This is a genomic window from Mongoliibacter ruber, assembly GCF_003003005.1.
GTDB classification, from domain to species: domain Bacteria; phylum Bacteroidota; class Bacteroidia; order Cytophagales; family Cyclobacteriaceae; genus Mongoliibacter; species Mongoliibacter ruber.
The window spans coordinates 253,142-271,170 of record NZ_PVTR01000006.1; the positions used below are offsets into that span (position 1 = coordinate 253,142).

15 protein-coding genes are annotated in these 18,029 nt (G+C 41.1%); 11 read left to right on the top strand and 4 right to left on the bottom strand.

Annotation, left to right across the window (positions count from 1 at the left end):
* Window positions 1-22: 22 nt before the first annotated feature.
* From CLW00_RS11765 to CLW00_RS11790, 7 genes are all read left to right on the top strand, one after another.
* Window positions 23-1,453: a DUF1501 domain-containing protein gene (locus CLW00_RS11765; protein WP_106133877.1), complete on the top strand. Its 1,431-nt coding sequence runs from the start codon at window positions 23-25 to the stop codon at window positions 1,451-1,453.
* A 47-nt stretch (window positions 1,454-1,500) separates the two neighbouring features.
* Complete coding sequence (locus tag CLW00_RS11770; protein ID WP_106133878.1) at window positions 1,501-4,158, top strand: c-type cytochrome; 2,658 nt, start codon at window positions 1,501-1,503, stop codon at window positions 4,156-4,158.
* Window positions 4,159-4,192: 34 nt separating this feature from the next.
* The gene (locus CLW00_RS11775; RefSeq protein WP_106133967.1) at window positions 4,193-4,978 is read left to right on the top strand and encodes a 3-keto-disaccharide hydrolase; all 786 of its coding nucleotides are present in this window, start codon (window positions 4,193-4,195) and stop codon (window positions 4,976-4,978) included.
* 41 nt (window positions 4,979-5,019) lie between these two features.
* A complete protein-coding gene (locus CLW00_RS11780; RefSeq protein WP_106133879.1) occupies window positions 5,020-6,231 on the top strand; it encodes a cupin domain-containing protein in 1,212 nt (403 codons plus the stop codon).
* 370 nt (window positions 6,232-6,601) lie between these two features.
* Window positions 6,602-7,633, top strand: a complete 1,032-nt coding sequence (locus CLW00_RS11785) for a sugar phosphate isomerase/epimerase family protein (protein WP_106133880.1) — start codon at window positions 6,602-6,604, stop codon at window positions 7,631-7,633.
* 51 nt (window positions 7,634-7,684) lie between these two features.
* Complete coding sequence (locus CLW00_RS21750) at window positions 7,685-7,807, top strand: hypothetical protein (RefSeq protein ID WP_281257431.1); 123 nt, start codon at window positions 7,685-7,687, stop codon at window positions 7,805-7,807.
* A gap of 29 nt (window positions 7,808-7,836) precedes the next feature.
* Window positions 7,837-8,997 carry a Gfo/Idh/MocA family protein gene (locus CLW00_RS11790; protein ID WP_106133881.1) on the top strand — a complete coding sequence of 387 codons (1,161 nt, stop codon included), beginning with the start codon at window positions 7,837-7,839 and terminating at the stop codon, window positions 8,995-8,997.
* Between the two features lie 182 nt (window positions 8,998-9,179).
* On the opposite strand, the gene CLW00_RS11795 is transcribed toward CLW00_RS11790, so the two are convergent.
* Complete coding sequence (locus CLW00_RS11795; RefSeq protein WP_106133882.1) at window positions 9,180-10,211, bottom strand: GntR family transcriptional regulator; 1,032 nt, start codon at window positions 10,209-10,211, stop codon at window positions 9,180-9,182.
* A gap of 173 nt (window positions 10,212-10,384) precedes the next feature.
* Between CLW00_RS11795 and CLW00_RS11800 the strand changes: the two genes are divergently transcribed.
* The 3 genes from CLW00_RS11800 to CLW00_RS11810 all read left to right on the top strand — a co-directional run bounded on the left by CLW00_RS11800 (window position 10,385) and on the right by CLW00_RS11810 (window position 15,431).
* The gene (locus CLW00_RS11800; RefSeq protein WP_106133883.1) at window positions 10,385-12,493 is read left to right on the top strand and encodes a bifunctional aldolase/short-chain dehydrogenase; all 2,109 of its coding nucleotides are present in this window, start codon (window positions 10,385-10,387) and stop codon (window positions 12,491-12,493) included.
* Window positions 12,494-12,832: 339 nt separating this feature from the next.
* Window positions 12,833-14,110, top strand: coding sequence for a sugar isomerase (locus CLW00_RS11805; protein WP_106133884.1), 1,278 nt, complete (start codon window positions 12,833-12,835; stop codon window positions 14,108-14,110).
* A gap of 1 nt (window position 14,111) precedes the next feature.
* Window positions 14,112-15,431, top strand: coding sequence for an FGGY-family carbohydrate kinase (locus CLW00_RS11810; protein ID WP_106133885.1), 1,320 nt, complete (start codon window positions 14,112-14,114; stop codon window positions 15,429-15,431).
* Between the two features lie 120 nt (window positions 15,432-15,551).
* On the opposite strand, the gene CLW00_RS11815 is transcribed toward CLW00_RS11810, so the two are convergent.
* From CLW00_RS11815 to CLW00_RS11825, 3 genes are all read right to left on the bottom strand, one after another.
* On the bottom strand, window positions 15,552-15,923 hold the full coding sequence (locus CLW00_RS11815; protein WP_245917257.1) for a hypothetical protein: 372 nt from the start codon (window positions 15,921-15,923) through the stop codon (window positions 15,552-15,554).
* Between the two features lie 39 nt (window positions 15,924-15,962).
* The gene (locus tag CLW00_RS11820; RefSeq protein WP_106133886.1) at window positions 15,963-16,595 is read right to left on the bottom strand and encodes an outer membrane beta-barrel protein; all 633 of its coding nucleotides are present in this window, start codon (window positions 16,593-16,595) and stop codon (window positions 15,963-15,965) included.
* A 201-nt stretch (window positions 16,596-16,796) separates the two neighbouring features.
* Window positions 16,797-17,093: a DUF3784 domain-containing protein gene (locus CLW00_RS11825; protein ID WP_106133887.1), complete on the bottom strand. Its 297-nt coding sequence runs from the start codon at window positions 17,091-17,093 to the stop codon at window positions 16,797-16,799.
* A gap of 336 nt (window positions 17,094-17,429) precedes the next feature.
* Here CLW00_RS11825 and CLW00_RS11830 point away from each other — a divergent pair, with 336 nt between their 5' ends.
* Window positions 17,430-17,915: a GNAT family N-acetyltransferase gene (locus CLW00_RS11830; RefSeq protein ID WP_106133888.1), complete on the top strand. Its 486-nt coding sequence runs from the start codon at window positions 17,430-17,432 to the stop codon at window positions 17,913-17,915.
* The last annotated feature ends 114 nt before the right edge of the window (window positions 17,916-18,029 follow it).

The following is an 18,029-nucleotide window of genomic DNA, read 5'->3' on the forward strand; positions in this document are numbered from 1 at the left end:
AAAATCAACCATCTAAAGCCACATGATACATCAGTTGAAAAGGAGGGATTTTTTAAAGAAAACAAGTGCCGCTGCGATGGCAACCATGGCAATGGGAGCTCCTTTTTCAGGGCTGCTATCATCCTGTCAATCAAATCACAGCCTTCCTTCAACAGCAGACACTGTCATATTGCTTTTTATGGCAGGTGGAATGGCTCATACAGAAACCTTTGATCCAAAAAAACACACACCCTTCCGGAAAGGGATGAACTCGAGTGAAATACTCTCTACTTTCCCATCTGTGCCCACAATACTAGACGACATAAATTTCTCCCAAGGCTTGGAATCTATCGGCAAAATCATGGACCGAGGCACATTGATAAGGTCTTACATAGCAGCAGATTTGGGTCATATCCTACATACCAGACATCAATATCATTGGCATACCTGCTATGAACCACCCCAATCGGTAGTTGTCCCTCACATCGGGTCTTGGATAGCCAAAGAATTAGGCGCACTAAACCCTGTAATTCCTCCTTTTATCAATATAGGGCAAAGGTTTACTGTTGGAGAAGGAGAAGAACTTAAAGCTTTCCACAGTGCCGGTTTTCTAGGTTCTGAATTTGGTCCGTTTCTGATACCCGATCCCACATCAGGCCTGGAAAGTGTTCGTCCTCCTGTCGGCATGTCATTGGAGCGTTTTGAATCCAGAAACCAACTTTACCAAAATTTAATAGAGGGAAGTGCCATGGGAGAATATGGGAGCGATTACCAGAAAGAATCTCTCAAAAGATCTATGGAGCAAGCTTATATCCTTTTGAATTCTCCAGAAGCAAAAGCTTTTGACTTAAGCCAGGAACCCAAAGAAAGTTATGATATTTATAACACGGGAAAATTTGGATTAGGCTGCCTTTTAGCAAAAAGATTGACCGAACAGGGAGCTAGGTTTATCAGTGTCACCACCGAATACGAGCCATTTTTTGGCTGGGACACCCATGACAATGGCCATACGAGATTGAAAGACATGAAAAAATTAATAGATGCCCCTATTGCTCAATTGATCAAGGATTTGGATGAAAGTGGCAGACTGGAGAGGACGCTAGTGATTGTTGCCAGTGAATTCAGCAGGGATATGCTGACCGAAGGGAGACCTGATCTTAAAGTTCTGGATCAGGTAGATGTTCCGGAAATCGTAGAGGATATGAAAAACTATGGTATGCATAGGCATTTTACTGATGGTTGTTCTATCCTGATGTTTGGAGGAGGAATAAAAAGAGGACATGTATATGGTAAAACAGCTGACGAAAGACCTTGTAAAACAATAGAGAAACCAATCAAAATAGACAGTATTCATCAAACCATTTATCATGCTCTAGGAATTCCATCAGACACCCATTATATGATAGAAAAAAGGCCATTTTATACTACACCAGATGGAATTGGCAAGGTGGAACATGAACTATTGAAAACCTGAACAATCATCTAAATTCAACCTAACAATATCCAGACAACCTAAAAACGATGTTACCCAAAAACTTTAATTTAAAACCAATTATCCTCTTGCTGACTTTAAGCTTTCTTTTTTCATGTGAAAAAAAGCAAGCAGACAGCACTGCTATCAATCCAAAAATAGCAAAACTTAAACTACCGGCAGGCTTTGAAGCTGAGCACTTGTATAGTCCTGGAGAAAACGAACAGGGTTCCTGGGTGGGTGTAACTTTTGACGACAAAGGTCGGATGATCGCAACAGACCAATATGGAGCACTTTATAGACTTGAGATCCCCGAAATAGGTGCTGATGAAATCAAGCCAAAAGTAGAAAAACTCAAGGTAGGGACGGATGAATCAAAACTGGGAATGGGTTATGCTCAGGGTGTATTATTTGCGTTCAACAGTCTGTATGTAATGGTCAATCACAATGCTAATGAAGCTTTTGATAAAGGCACAGGGCTTTACCGTCTTCAGGATACCAATGGGGATGATCAATATGACAAAATCACCTTGATTAAATCTCTAAAAGGAGAACCAGGTGAGCACGGTCCTCACAGTATGGTGCTATCGCCTGACAAACAATCAATATACCTAGTGGCTGGAAATCATGTGGATGTACCTGAAATGGATGCCTATAGACTTCCCCGGGTATGGGAAGAAGACAACATTTTTCCCCTGATCAAGGATCCAAGAGGCCATGCTAACAACCGGATGGCACCTGGCGGCTGGATCGCCAAGATCGACCCCGAAGGAAAAGAATGGGAATTAATCAGTGCTGGTTTTAGAAATGCTTATGATATAGCGTTTAACGAGGCCGGTGATTTATTTACCTATGATTCAGACATGGAATGGGATTTTGGTATGCCTTGGTACAGACCTACACGGATTTGTCATGTCGTCAGTGGCAGTGAATTTGGATGGAGAACAGGAAATCAAAAGTGGTCTCCAGAATATCCTGACAATTTACCCGCAATATTGAATATTGGTCAGGGTTCGCCCACCAATGTAATGTTTGGGACAGGATCTGATTTCCCGGAAAAATACAGAAAAGCCCTTTTTGCTTTTGATTGGAGTTTTGGAATTATATACGCTGTTTTTCTGGAGCCTTCAGGAGCTACTTATTCAGCTACTGCAGAGGAATTTTTATCAGGTTCACCGCTCCCGCTTACCGACGGGGCTATTGGACCTGATGGAGCCATGTATTTTATGACTGGCGGAAGAAGATTGGAATCTGATGTATATAGGATTTATTACACTGGAAAAACAGATGATGATCAATCCATCGGCAATGCATCAGCTTTACCGGAAGCCCATCAGATAAGAAGAACACTGGAAACATACCACAGCGGTGGGCCAAGAGAAGGGGCTGTAGAAACAGCTTGGTCTTTTCTGAATCATGAAGATAGATTTATTCAATATGCTGCCAGAATCGCTTTAGAGCACCAACCTGTAAAAGAATGGCAAGAAAGGGCACTAAATGAAAAAGTGCCAAGTACACTGATACAATCTATGATTGCCCTTATCCGCCATGGAGAAAAAAATCTTCAACCCAGAATTTTGGAAGCACTCGTGTCCGTGGATTTTAAGCAACTTTCTTCTTCAGATCAATTGAATCTTGTAAGGGCCGTTGAACTGAGTCTATTCAGACAGGGTATGCCTTCCAATTCCATGAAGGATCAATTGGCAGGGCTTTTAAATCCCAGTTTTCCATCTGGAGATAACAATCTAGACAGGTCTTTGAGTAAGGTCCTAGTCCATATAGACGCTCCCGAAGCGGTTGAAAAGATCGTGGCTCAACTTAGGTCAGCCAAGGATGATTTGGAATACCAAAAGGCTTTTACTTCTTCCTCTGACCTGATCTTAAGAAATCCACAATATGGCCTTGACATTGCGGACATGTTGGCCAACGTGCCTCCTGCACAACAATCGTATTATGCCACTGTCTTAGGTGCTGCCAAAGTAGGTTGGACTCCGGAATTAAGAGAAGAGTATTTCACCTGGATTCATGATGCATTTCAATACAAAGGCGGAAGGAGTTATGTGGGATTCATCGACAGAGCAAGAAAAATGGCTTTGAATAAAGTCAGCTCTTCTGATTTTGATTTATATAATGAAATGTCAGGTGCCGGCTTGCTATCAGGCAGTGGAAATGAATTGGTAGTTTCAGATGTTCAGCCACAGGGACCGGGAAGGAATTGGAAAGTTGAGGAGGCTTTGTCTTTAATGGATGATCTCAAAGGCAGAGATCTTGTTCAAGGTAAAGCCATGTATGCTGCTACCTTATGTCAATCATGCCATACCATGAAAGGAGAAGGAGGTATAGTAGGCCCAGATTTGACACAATTGGGCACCCGCTTTTCTATAAAAGACATTTTGGAATCGGCCATCAACCCCAATGCTGTAATCAGCGACCAATATGCTGCTACCATATTTTACATATCTGATGGCAGTTCCATTTTGGGAAAACTGACCAGTGAAGACAAGGAAAAATACTACATCTCACAAAACCCTTTTGACCCCCAAACCATCCGGGAAATTCCCAAAAAAGAGGTGACTGGCAAAAAACTTTCAGATATTTCTGTTATGATGCCTGGATTAATCAACCGACTCAATGAAGAAGAATTGAAAGACCTGATGGCTTACCTGATCTCAGGAGGTAATCCTGGTCATGAGGTTTATCAGGATTAACGAAGATTGGAGAAAAAAGCAAATAATTGACTTTATGAAAAAGATCAAATCTTTTAAAACCATATCCATTGCTCTTCTCATCGGAATTGTTGGATGTGTGAAAAACCAAGATTCAGAAGAAACTTATTCCAAAGCTGAGCTTCCAGAGGACAATGGGTTTGTGTCCATTTTTGATGGTAAAACCCTTGACGGATGGGAAGGAGATGCAGACATTTGGAGGGTTGAGGATGGATTTCTTGTTGGCGAATTGACTCCTGAATCTAACTTAGAATCAAATACCTTTTTGATTTGGAAAGGCGGAGAACCTGAGAATTTTGAGCTGAAGACTGATTTCAAAATCACCATTGATGGGAACTCCGGAATCAACTATAGGAGTGATAGACTGGAAAACATTCCTTTTGCACTGAGAGGCTATCAAGCTGATATTGATGGCAAAAACACCTATACCGGACAGAATTATGAAGAAAGGAAAAGGACAACTCTTGCATACAGAGGTCAAGGGACGACCATTAACCCACAAGAACCTCCAGGAGAAATCAGGGATTTTGTCGAAAAAAATGCATGGCGTGGTCTTGAGCTGACGGAAGAGTTGGGTGATCGGGATTCTTTGAGGATGCTTATTCGCTCAGAGGACTGGAATCAAATGCACCTCGTCATAGAAGGAAATGTTCTCAAACACTATGTCAATGGGGTTTTGATGAGCGTAGTCACAGATAAAGATCAAATCAACAGAGAAACAAAAGGACTATTAGGACTACAGGTGCATGTTGGCCCACCAATGAAAGTGATGTTTAAAAATATTGAATTGAAAAGTCTTTAAAATCAATAAACAACAAACCATTAACCAAAATAACCAGCTACATGAGTGAGGCAAAAAAGGCATTAGAACAAGGAGAGGGAATACTAAGATTGGCCCCGGCATGGGTACCCAGGTCTTTTTGTGTCCCCGGCAGAAGAATAAAATTGCACCCAGATGATTATTATGTTTTGGGAGGTGAGAGAGGAGGCATTGACGAAAGATGGCTTTCCTCTACTACTCCGGCCCAAAATGGCCCCTTGACCGGAAAAAATGAAGGTTTAAGTCATATCGTGTTTCAAAATGGCTCAGAAGAAAAACTGTTTTTATTAAAAGATGCTATCGAAGAATTACAGGGCGAAATTATCGGCGAAAGGATTTGGAACACATACAAAAGCTGGCCCATGTATTCTAAATTTTTTGACAATATGGGTCCTCTCCCCCACCATATCCATCACAGTGATGAATATGCAGCAATGACCGGACAGAAAGGAAAACCTGAAGCTTATTATTTCCCTCCACAACTCAATAATCATGGAGGAGATTTTCCTTACACTTTTTTTGGTATCGCTCCAGGAACTACCAAAGAACAGATCAAAGAATGTCTCTTGAATTTCAATAAAGGAGATAACAAAATCACGAATTTTTCACAGGCCTTTAAATTGGAACCTGGAACGGGATGGGATGTGCCTCCTGGTATGCTCCATGCGCCGGGAAGTCTGTGCACTTACGAACCCCAAAAAGCATCTGACATTTTTGCCATGTACCAATCATTAGTGAATGAAGCCATTATACCGGAAGAATTATTATGGAATGGCACCCCCGAGGACCGCAAAGGTGATTTTGATTTGCTGGTGGAAGTGATCGATTGGGAACTTAACACCAACCCAAACATTCTCGAAACCAGGTTTATGGCGCCGAAACCAGTCACTGGAATAGAAAAGATGAAAGCTGAAGGATACCTTGAGAATTGGATTTGTTATCGGTCTGATGACTTCAGCGCCAAGGAACTGACCATCCTACCTGGTCAAACCGTCACCATCACAGACAATGCTGCCTACGGAATGATCATGATGCAGGGTCATGGCAAAATGGGGGTATGGGATGTAGAAACACCAGCATTGATCCGTTATGGACAACTCACCTATGATGAGTTCTTCGTTTCAGAAAAAGCAGCTAAAGCTGGAGTAACCATAAGCAATCATTCCAAAACAGACCCTATCGTCATGTTGAAGCACTTCGGACCAAATAATCCGGATTTGGAAGTAGAAAAATAGAAATGAGAAACGAGAAACGAGACGATAGATTCAAGAGACAAGAATCAAGAGGAGTTGAATAGGGTGAAAACAAGGTGTTTCTTGCGCAAAAATGCCGCAGGCATGACCGAAATAATAGCCCAGCAATTTATTGCCGGGGTTAAAGATCAAAAGTGAGTTTCTAAAGTGCCATCGGCACGGACGATATCAGACAATCAAAAAGTGTCAATAGTAGATTTTAGAATTGGGTCAAGGAGGAAGGGATATAGAAGGAAGGTTTTTGTATAAATTATGGTCAATTCCATGACCAATATCCCAGTATCTAAATATCCAAATATCACAATGAAGGCCTTTTACCAATTAACTAATAACTCAATAACCAAAAACAACCATGTCAACAAACAATTTTCCCAAAATTCATAATGCAACCTGGCCTGGAATTGTAGGCAAAGGTCCTGATTCTGAACCTGTCATTCCTTTCGATACTCTATTGGAAATGACCGCTGCGGCCGAAGTAAATGGCGTGAAATTCGACGGTGTAGATATTGGGTTGCTTGACCCGCATATCAACATTGACATGTCAGATGACGATATCAAAAAATTAGCCGATAAGGTCAGTAAATACAAGCTAAAAATAGGCTCTCTTGTAGCTCCCATTTGGGCAGGATCAGCTATGGGTAGTGCAGAACAAAGAAAGACTTTTGTAGATATGGTAAAGAAATCCTGCGCCATTGGTAAGCGGCTGAATGAACTAGGGGTCCGTGACTATGGAATCGTACGAATCGATTCAGCTTCCGGAGTTTCGGACTGGTCAAAAGATCCAGTAGGTAATAGCAAAATAATTGCCCAGACATTTCAGGAAGCATGCGATGTGGCAGCAGACTTCGGAGAAAGACTGGCTGCTGAAGGTGAAATTTGCTGGGGAGGCATGCATAGCTGGAAACATATGGTGCAACTCTTAGAAATGGTCGATAGAAAAAACATTGGTTTTCAAGCCGACATGTCACATACTTTCCTATACACTATGGGATATAATGCCCCTGAGCATAGGATACTTCCAGCGGATTTTGACCATAATGACAGAGAAGCCATCAAATCTGCCCTGAAGACCGTTACCGACGCACTTCGCCCATGGACCATTGATTTTCACGTTGCCCAAAATGATGGTTCTGTTTTTGGGTCCGGTTCCCATGACAAAACAGGACGTCATTGTCAAGCCTCTGACCCTAACGGACTACTAGATATATCCCATGACGCCGGTTATTGGCTGAGGGATGAAAAGGGCAACCTTACCAAAGCCATGAACCACATTTGCTGGGATGGCTGCATGTTTCCCAATGCTGTCATGGAAAAGCAAGAAACCTGGAATGAAATCCTTGCTGCTTTGATCAAGGTGCGTGATGCACATGGATGGGAAATTTAGTAGGAAGCCAGAAGTTGGAAGTATGAAGTTCTGAAGCCAAAGCTTGTCTCTATGAATATCGGGGAATTTAGCCCACCTAGGGTACCTGAGAATAGAGCCAAGAAAAATGGTAAAACTACTTATCTCGTCTCATATATCAAGTTTGCCTGCCAAAATGCAGGTCTGAAATCTTAAGTCTAAAATCTTAAATTTAAAATTTAACCATGAGCAATAAAAAACAAATACGAATCGGACTGATAGGTACTGGTCTGATGGGGAGAATCCATACCAATGCCTACAAAAGAATACCGGATTTTTTTCCTGAGTTTGAATACACCCCAGTCCTACAAGCTGTTTGCGCCCGGAGGGAAGACAAAGTCAAAGCTTTTAAAGACCAATGGGGTTATGCTTCCTTTGAGACAGATTGGAAAAAACTCATAGCAAGAGACGATATTGACGCTGTGGACATCTGCACGCCTAATGATACCCATGCTGAGATTGCTATTGCTGCTGCCGAATCTGGAAAAATGATTTTATGTGAGAAACCCCTTTCCAGAACATTAGAAGAAGGTGAGGCAATGCTCAAAGCTGTAGAAAAAGCAGGTGTGAAAAACACAGTCTGGTACAATTATAGGAGAATGCCAGCTGTCACCCTCGCCAAGCAACTCATAGATTCAGGAAAATTGGGAAAAATCTTCCATTACAGGGCCAATTTCCTTCAAGATTGGACCATCAATCCTGATCTTCCGCAAGGTGGCGACGCGCTTTGGAGATTAGACGTGGATGCGGCAGGATCCGGTGTCACAGGAGATTTACTTGCTCATTGCATTGATACCGCCATGTGGATTAATGGGGGCATCAGGGACGTTTCCGCCATGACAGAAACTTTTATCAAGGAAAGGGTCCATCAGGGAAGTGGAAAAGTGCAGAAAGTGGGTATTGATGACGCATGCCTTTTCCATTGCCATTTCGATAATGGTTCATTGGGCCTCTTTGAGGCTACCAGATATGCACGGGGACATAAAGCATTATATACCTTTGAAATCAATGGAGAACATGCCTCCATTCGATGGGACCTACACGACATGAATTGGCTGGAAATTTTTGAACACAAAGATGAATCACAGGTAAGAGGGTGGAGAAAAGTTCATATTACCGAAGGAGAACAACCTTATATGAACAGATGGTGGATACCGGGAACCTCCATTGGATATGAACATTCATTTATTCACCAGGCAGCTGATTTTTTCCTAAGTTTACAAACTGGAGCCCCTTGTGCACCTACCTTTCAGGATGCTTTCGAAACCCAAAAAGTATGTCAAGCAGTACTTGATTCAGCAGCATCAAGAAGCTGGAAAGATACAGGTGTAAATTGGGAAAAATAAAGTTGATTAATATTTAAAGCAACCTCCTGGCAGTAGGTTGCTTTAAATATTATAAATAACCGCTGCTTTGCCAGAAGGACCAATTCACAAATCAATTAACTGTTTGTGAACAATGCTTACAAGTAACTAAATGACAAGAAAAAGAAGATAATATGCTTAGTGATAAAAATGTATGATGTTTTTTATAAAGATTCCCTCACAATTACCTGAAATTCGTTTTTGATATTTCTCCCCTCTTTATTCAGGATCATCTTTGCACAGAGTTTCCCCATCGCACTAAAATCTGTACTCATTACTGTAATTCCCTTTTGCAGAACCTCCTTAAGCGGGGTTTCATTATAAGAAAGAATGCCTAAATTCTTTCCAATCTCAAGATTGGTAGCCTGTCTGGCTTTTTTGATCAAATTCACCAAATCACTTTCCTCAATAATCACATAGGCTTCCTCTTCTTTTAAATTGAGATCCGGACCAATTTCAGAGATGATTTGAAATTCAAAACCTTCCTCCACTGCAAATTTTTTAAAACCCAACAAAATATCTTCTGGATATGGATAATTTGCATGAAAAGGAAATACTAAAATCAGTTTTCGGTACTTTGATAATTTTGTTTTCAATTGGGTAAGTGCCTGATAAATATCCTGTTTGAAATCCTGATATACACTACCAAAATTCCTTTCAATTTCTTCCAATTGTTGATCCAGAAGAATAAGCTTTTCTTTGGGTAACTTTCTGATCAAATCCAATGCTTTTTCTTCAGAATCCTTTTTGAAATGAGGCATGATGATATAATAGTCAAAAATTTCCTTTTGCTGCTCAAGGATTTTTTTAAAAAGGGCATATTCGCAATGGTATACCTGAAAAACAATCTCCGCTCGGTCCTCCAATTGAGTCACTAGAGAATTGTAGATTTCCTTTTTATATGCGCTGAGTTTATTGAATAAAAGCAAGATTCTAAACTTGGAAAGGTCCGAATTGTGACTAATGTAATACCCTTTCCCCCTGACTGATTGAATTATCCCCTGTTTTTTGAGAATTGTATAGGCCTTTTCCACTGTATCTCTGGAAAGGTAGTATTCCGTACTTAAGCTGTTGATAGAAGGGATTTTATCTCCATACTGCAATATTTCCGCACTAATCAAAGACTTAATAGCTTTGACCACTTGGATATATTTGGGCACACTAGAGTTTTCGTCAATCGGTAAATCCAGGTTCATGGAATGGGATTTTTTGGGTTAGTAACGTTAGTATAATTCATTTTCAAAACCAAATAAATCCTTTCTAACACCATGCGGGACACAGTATACTACAGGACAGCATGAAGGTTTAATAAGGTTATATTTGGATACAAGAAAAGGCAGATGACCATCGAAAAACCAAGTATAAACACATGAAAGAAACAACTCAAACCTTCAACCACGTCTCCTACCTATGGGACGAAGAAAAAGCAAAATCCCTAGGAAATGACCAAGTCGAATTATTGATATACCGATCCAATATCCTTGGAGCAGATTTGAGAATCACCAACTATGGCGGAGGAAATACTTCTTGTAAAACGATGGAAAAAGATCCTTTGACTGGTAAAGAAGTAGAAGTAATGTGGGTCAAAGGTTCAGGTGGGGATATCGGCACCTTGACCAAATCTGGATTGGCTGGACTATATGTAGACAAACTACGTGCCCTGGAAGGCGTCTACAAAGGAATTGAGCAGGAAGATGAAATGGTAGGGCTTTTCAATCATTGTATCTATGATCTGGATTCAAAAGCTCCATCAATTGATACTCCTTTGCATGCTTATTTGCCTTTCAAGCATATTGACCATTTGCATCCAGATGCAGCGATAGCCATTGCAGCATCAAAGGATGGTGAAAAAATCACAAAAGATTTATTTGACGGGCAAATTGCTTGGGTTCCTTGGCAAAGACCTGGCTTTGATTTAGGCCTACAATTGAGGGATGCCTTGGAGGCCAATCCGGGAATCCGTGGCATTATGCTGGGCGGACACGGCCTTTTTACTTGGGGAGATACGGCTTACGAATGCTATATCAATAGCCTTGAAGTAATTGAAAAAGCATCCTCTTACCTGGAAGAAAACTATGGTAAGAAAAGACCAGTTTTTGGTGGTGATAAGATTCAATCGTTAGACCCAAACAAGAGACTTGAACAAGCTGCCAAAATAGCCCCATTGTTGAGAGGTTTGGCCTCAAGTTACAACCGCATGGTTGGAACTTTCAACGACTCCGACACCGTACTTCAGTTTATCAATTCCAATGATTTGGATAAATTGGCCCCTTTGGGTACTTCCTGTCCTGACCATTTTCTTAGGACAAAAATCGCTCCTCTGGTTTTGGACATCCCTGCAGACCAGGATTTGTCCAATCTGAATGCTTTGCAAAGTCATATTGAAAAGCTTTTTGCACAATACAGGGAAGGATATAAAGACTATTACGAAAAACATAAACGAAGCAACAGCCCGGCCATGCGGGATCCGAATCCGGTCATTATCCTTTGGCCTGGTGTGGGTATGTTTTCTTATGCCAAAGACAAACAGACCTCGCGGGTAGCTTCCGAATTCTACATCAATGCCATCAATGTAATGCGCGGCGCAGAAGCGGTTTCAGAATATGTCTCACTTCCTTTACAGGAAGCTTTTGATATTGAATATTGGTTGCTCGAAGAGGCCAAGCTCCAAAGGATGCCAAAGGAAAAATCACTTTCTAGAAAAGTCGCATTGATTACAGGAAGTGCCGGAGGGATTGGAAAAGCCATTGCTGATAAATTTGCCGCAGAGGGTGCTTGTGTTGTGCTGACTGATATAGATGAGGACAGGTTGAAAACAGCCCGAAAAGATTTTGGAAAAGACACCGCCATCGGTGTAAAACTCGATGTGCTGGATAATGACACTATTGCTCAAGCCTATGCAGCAGCCTGTTTGGCCTTCGGCGGGGTTGACATCATCGTCAACTGTGCCGGATTGGCCATCAGCAAAACCTTGACTGACACAACCGAGGCAGATTGGGACTTGCTCAATGATGTATTGGTCAAAGGCCAGTTCAAGGTCTCCCAAGCGGGGGTCGCTGTATTGAGAGCACAAGGACATGGGGGTGACATCATCAATATCGCTTCCAAAAACGCTTTGGTTTCCGGACCAAACAATGTGGCCTATGGAACTGCCAAAGCTGCTCAAGTTCACATGTCAAGATTATTGGCTGCAGAACTCGGACCGGACAAAATCCGCGTCAATGTGGTCAATCCCGATGCTGTGATCGAAGGATCCAAAATCTGGGAAGGCAAATGGGCTGAAGGAAGGGCCAAGGCTTATGGTATTTCGGTCGAAGAATTACCCGCACATTACGCAAAAAGAACATTGCTGAATGAAATCATCAGTACTGAAGATATTGCAAACGGGGTATTTGCTTTTGTGGGTGGGTTGCTAAAAAAGTCAACTGGAAACATACTGAATGTGGATGGAGGAGTTGCCGCTGCTTTTGTGAGGTAAGGCGCAGAGAATAATTGCCACAAAGACTCGAAGGCACAAAGGAATAGATTGTTTAAGAAAAAACATTCAATTTCATCAAAGACTTTACCTTGTCATCTCGAGTTTTTAAAATTTGGCATTTACAGAAAGGGAATGACAGTTGGTCCTCCGTCATTCTGATCCCTACAAACCTGTCCTTGTCACTTCGAGTGAAGCGAGAAGTTTAATTACCTTAGCAGAGGTGACAGATTTCTCCCTACGGTCGAAATGACAAGGAAAAGCCTTTATTAATATTATTCCTTAAATTCAATTCCAAACCAAATCTCACTTTGTGCCTTAGCGCCTTTGTGGCCCAATACCATGAAAATAACCACCGACCATATACAAATCTCCAACAAACCGTTGGAAGTAAGCCATGCCCGGGAGTTCAACTTCCTTGCTGAAAATCTGGAGAAAAAAGGATTGAATGTAGAAGCTTTAATCCAAAAATTACGAGACTTTCAGATTGCCATCCCCTCTTGGGCATTGGGAACTGGAGGCACTCGTTTTGGCAGATTTTCGGGCGGTGGTGAACCTTCCACCCTGATCCAAAAAATCCAGGATGTTGGGATTCTTCATGCCCTCAACCGGTCCAGTGATTCGATCTCGCTGCATATTCCATGGGATATTCCCCAAGATTATGAGGCTATCAGGCAAGCTGCAGCTGAGGTAGAAATTGGTTTTGATGCGGTCAACTCCAATACATTTCAGGATCAAACTGACCAATCACTTTCTTATAAATTTGGGTCTCTGGCCAACTCTGACAAAAGTATCAGAGAACTGGCTATAGCACACAATCAAGAGGTGATACAGATCGGAGAAAAACTGGGTTCCAAAGCCCTGACAGTTTGGTTGGCAGATGGAAGTTCTTTTCCTGGTCAGCACAGTTTTCGCAAAGCCCTGCAAAACACCCACGAATCCCTTCAAGAGATTTACCAATCGCTTCCAGGTGATTGGAATATGCTATTGGAGTACAAACCTTACGAGCCGTATTTTTACACTACTGTAATACCCGATTGGGGCACCTCATTTTTGTTGGCCAATAAACTGGGAGATAAGGCTTACACCTTAGTAGACTTGGGGCATCATCTACCCAACACCAATATCGAGCAGATTGTGGCTACCCTGATGACAGAAGGCAAACTGGGTGGCTTTCACTTCAATGACTCCAAATACGGAGATGATGACCTGACAGTAGGCAGTATCAAACCTTACCAACTTTTCCTGATTTTCAATGAACTGGTGATGGGTTTTGAAGAAACTTCAAATCCTTCCCCGGCCTGGATGATTGATGCCAGCCACAATTTAAAGGATCCGATGGAAGACCTTCTGCAGTCAGTTGAAGCCATCAAGCTGGCTTATGCCCAGGCTTTGATAGTGGATCGAAAAGCCCTGGAGGCAGTGCAGGATGAACAAGATTTAGGTCAGGGGCAGGAAATATTACAGGATGCTTTTCGCACTGACCTAAGGCCCTTGGTAAGGGAATCCATCCGCCAAAGCGGAGGAGCCATTTCCCCTATCCAAACCTACAAGGGTCTGAAAGTGAGAGAGTCCCAGATCAAAGAAAGAGGAAAAGACAGTAAAGCCAGCGGACTATAACATGGAGCCCATCAAGGTAACAGCCATATTCGACATCGGAAGGACCAACAAAAAATTCTTTTTGTTTGACCAAGACTTCAAGGAAGTTTATAAAGTCTACCATAGGCTTGATTTTATTGAAGATGAGGATGGAGAAGCATGTGAATCCATTGCAGCACTGACCAAATGGGTCAAACAAACACTCAAAGAGGCCCTGGCATTGCCAGGTTTTCTGATCACCAAACTCAATTTCACGACCTACGGTGCCTCTTTTGTACACATTGACCAAATGGGCAATCCTGTAGCACCTTTGTACAATTACCTGAAAGAATATCCCGAGGAAATATTGGGGCAGTTTTATGCCAAATATGGTCCTGAAGAAAAATTCAGCAGGGAAACCTCCTCCCCTGCTTTGGCCATGTTGAATTCAGGGCTACAACTTTACTGGCTGAAATATGCCAAACCCGAAACATTCAAGAAAATCCATCGGAGTTTACATCTGCCCCAATACCTGTCTTTTCTATTTACCGGAAAGGCAGTTTCCGAATATACGAGTATAGGTTGCCATACCGGACTTTGGGATTTTGGGAAAGGAACCTATCATGATTGGGTCAACAAAGAAGGGATCAACCAAATCCTTCCCGAGGTGGTGGATACCACTACCAGTTTCGCAAAGACCTTTGACAAACATAGTATGCGTGTTGGGGTTGGAGTGCATGACTCCTCTGCCGCTTTATTGTCCTACCTTCAAAGCAATGAGCAACCTTTTGCCCTGCTGTCCACAGGTACCTGGGCGATTAGCATCAACCCATTCAATTCTTCTGCCCTGACTACGGAGGAATTGAGACAGGATTGCCTGCATTTCCTTAATAAGGAAGGCAGACCGATTAAAATAAGTCGGTTGTTTATAGGTGAGGAACATAAAGTGCAGATTGAAAAACTCTATGCGTTCTTTGGCCTTGAAAAAGGATATTATAAGGCTTTAGCTTTTAAAAAGAACCGGTTCCAAAAAGCCAAATCAATCACCCAAAAAAGATTCAGGTTTGAATACCTGAAACCTGAGGTCTATGGTATTGCACAAGCCAATGAAACGGATTGGAAAGGTTTTACCGACTTTGAAGATGCCTACTACAGTTTTATCCATGAACTTACTGAACTGCAAGTGGCATCCCTAAACCTCGTCTTAAAGGATACCAATGTCCAGAAACTCTATATCGATGGCGGCTTCAATGCCAATCCGATTTTTGTGGAAATGTTAAGGAACAAGTTACACGGAATCAACATTGAAACTACGGACTTTGCGTTAGGGACGGCACTGGGGGCAGGGATGTTGGTGAATTAAACTTCTAAATATCATCTGCGGGAAAAAATAACTGCAGAATTCATATTAATTTTGCGATTTGAGCTTTTTAGCTTTCAATAAAAATACGGCCCCATCAAGCTGAAAATTTATCGCGTAAGGCTATTTCCCCCACAAATCAATGCCATGGAGAATTTTCAACTCAAGCCGGTTGGTCAAAAAACTCTGATATGCTGAAGGATCATCCAAATCCAGCTTGTTTCCATCGCAGTAATACTGGGATTGGTTGGTAGAACTCATCAATGAAGATTGAATTTCAATTACCTCTCTGGAATTGTATTGGTACAAAATGATTCCACTTAATGAATCAAATTTAATTTCCTCAAACTTTGCTTGTAACCAAGGTAAATCACTAATATGATCTATGCTTTCACATTCCAATAAAATGTCCCCATTCAAATCATCGTTGGTGCAAGAAATAAACCAGAGACAAGACCAAAGAACAATCATTACTTTCCATAAATTTGTTTTCATAATAATGGAATTTGATATTTAAGATCAACTACACTTCATTTAAAGAAAAATTGTAAAGCCAATCTTTAGACCCAGGGTATTTTGGGTATTCTTAAAATTGTCCTCCTGTTCTTTAAGATTGGTAGAATTATAACTCGCGACCAAGTCCACTGAACTCTTTTCTCCCAGCAGGATAGCGACTCCAAGCCCACCGCCAATACTGGAAACCGAATATCTGGTTTCAGAATCAGCACCAAAGACCTCTGCTTTCTGATTTCTTGTGCCAAATAAGGAACTGAGTTCTGCAAAAGGCAAAATCTTCCCTTTCGGAATATAGTACCGAACAAATGGCCCTGCCCCAAAGGAATTTATTTTAGAATCGATATTGAAGTCTGAAGTGGTAGTATTTGTCGAATTGGTGTGGGATATAGCAAAGTCAATCCCTGCAGCAAAATGGTCAAAGAAAAAATAACCTGCTTTGGGCGAAAAAATGAAACTGGTCTGCCTGTTGGTGATTGTGGTTCCATCTTCAAACTCAAATGTTGAAGAGGTGAATGCTGTACTCATCAGGTAACTTCCATCACTGATTCCCAAGGTAGTTCCTGCACCTACCAAAAACTTTCCCTTTTCTGTCTGAGCGGCTAAAGAAAAACCACACAAAAGACCTAAAATAACTAAAACTGCTTTTTTCATAATATTGAGATCATAGTTAAAACTAATATTAATTATTATGTATATCCGCTTTAATACCAGTAGAATCTAATTTATAGAATTAACCTCTGATTTCGAACCAATATCAATAAGTATCCAATATCTATTAGTATCACTTTACAAAAAAACTCTCGTTTAATTGATTAGTGGCATAATTTCGGATAATCATATTAATTATTACACTCATCTTCTAAACCATTGTCCGGCAACCACAAAAACCACCGCACCTATTAAAGTTACAAAAATACCCAAACTGTCATTTAAAGCTGGTTTGTCTAGCCAAATGGCTATGAAATACCCAGCTATGATGACTGCCCCCATGATAAAAAATCCAAACATCATAAAAGTAGGAAAGCCATTTTCCTTTACATTTTCTTTTTCTCTCTGGGACAGGGTACTATAACCTGCAATTAAATTCGGGAATAGTTTTACCAAAATACCGATCCCCATAAAAATTAAGGCAATATATATGTTCTTCATGATTGGTGTTTCTAGTTATGGAAGTTATAATTGAAAGATAGCAATTCAATGCATTAATAACAAGAGATTTAGTTTGATCAATAGAGCCTAACTTGCGGGCAAAGAGTATTATAAAATTAGGGTTGAGATCGAAGCTGTAGCGTAAATCCCGAGAGCAAGGCGATTCGGGATAAAGTAGATATATGAGGGGTAACTAAGAATATTTTTACTTTTTATACTTTTAGAAATGTTTAGGGAAAGATATATTTTGTTTCAAGCTTCTTTAAATTATTTTTTTTTGGCAAATTTTATGAAAATTATACCCTTGATAAATAGGACTAAAGCTTACTAAGGCAAATGATAGCAATCAGAAAAGCAGCACCCACAGAATACAACCAAATATGGGAAATCATCAGACAGGTAATCGATGGGGGTGACACTATTGCATTTAGTCCCGACAGTTCTAGGGAGAAGATGTTGGCATTTTGGTGTGGAGCGGACAAGCATACCTATGTTGCCTGTATAAATGGTGAAGTGGTCGGGACTTTATTTCTCAAAGACAATCAACCTGACTTGGGGTCCCACATCGCCAATGCCGGGTATCTGACCTTGCCATCTGCAAGGGGAAAAGGAGTAGGTATGGCAATGGGAGAATTCTCATTGGTAGAAGCCAGGCGGCTTGGCTATCAAGCCATGCAGTTTAACATTGTGGTGAAAAGTAATCAAGGAGCTGTAAGGTTGTGGGAGAAATTGGGATTTAAAATCATTGGGGAAATTCCGGAAGCCTTTAACCATTTGCAATTAGGAATGACGAATGCTTATATCATGTATCAGAAACTTTGATGGAAATCAATACTATTTTTCAAAAAATCAGATTTTTTATGGGATCTGTTTCGGGGGATAGAAGGATATTTTTTGGCGAGGTTAATTTTTCAGATTTATTGGTAGAAAATAAGA

What these genes read in the sequence shown, in the direction of transcription:
- CLW00_RS11765 (WP_106133877.1), top strand. Translation starts at nt 23, where the DNA reads ATGATACATCAGTTGAAAAGGAGGGATTTTTTAAAGAAAACAAGTGCC.
- CLW00_RS11770 (WP_106133878.1), top strand. Translation starts at nt 1,501, where the DNA reads ATGTTACCCAAAAACTTTAATTTAAAACCAATTATCCTCTTGCTGACT.
- CLW00_RS11775 (WP_106133967.1), top strand. Translation starts at nt 4,193, where the DNA reads ATGAAAAAGATCAAATCTTTTAAAACCATATCCATTGCTCTTCTCATC.
- CLW00_RS11780 (WP_106133879.1), top strand. Translation starts at nt 5,020, where the DNA reads ATGAGTGAGGCAAAAAAGGCATTAGAACAAGGAGAGGGAATACTAAGA.
- CLW00_RS11785 (WP_106133880.1), top strand. Translation starts at nt 6,602, where the DNA reads ATGTCAACAAACAATTTTCCCAAAATTCATAATGCAACCTGGCCTGGA.
- CLW00_RS21750 (WP_281257431.1), top strand. Translation starts at nt 7,685, where the DNA reads ATGAATATCGGGGAATTTAGCCCACCTAGGGTACCTGAGAATAGAGCC.
- CLW00_RS11790 (WP_106133881.1), top strand. Translation starts at nt 7,837, where the DNA reads ATGAGCAATAAAAAACAAATACGAATCGGACTGATAGGTACTGGTCTG.
- CLW00_RS11795 (WP_106133882.1), bottom strand. Translation starts at nt 10,211, where the DNA reads ATGAACCTGGATTTACCGATTGACGAAAACTCTAGTGTGCCCAAATAT.
- CLW00_RS11800 (WP_106133883.1), top strand. Translation starts at nt 10,385, where the DNA reads ATGAAAGAAACAACTCAAACCTTCAACCACGTCTCCTACCTATGGGAC.
- CLW00_RS11805 (WP_106133884.1), top strand. Translation starts at nt 12,833, where the DNA reads ATGAAAATAACCACCGACCATATACAAATCTCCAACAAACCGTTGGAA.
- CLW00_RS11810 (WP_106133885.1), top strand. Translation starts at nt 14,112, where the DNA reads ATGGAGCCCATCAAGGTAACAGCCATATTCGACATCGGAAGGACCAAC.
- CLW00_RS11815 (WP_245917257.1), bottom strand. Translation starts at nt 15,923, where the DNA reads ATGAAAACAAATTTATGGAAAGTAATGATTGTTCTTTGGTCTTGTCTC.
- CLW00_RS11820 (WP_106133886.1), bottom strand. Translation starts at nt 16,595, where the DNA reads ATGAAAAAAGCAGTTTTAGTTATTTTAGGTCTTTTGTGTGGTTTTTCT.
- CLW00_RS11825 (WP_106133887.1), bottom strand. Translation starts at nt 17,093, where the DNA reads ATGAAGAACATATATATTGCCTTAATTTTTATGGGGATCGGTATTTTG.
- CLW00_RS11830 (WP_106133888.1), top strand. Translation starts at nt 17,430, where the DNA reads ATGATAGCAATCAGAAAAGCAGCACCCACAGAATACAACCAAATATGG.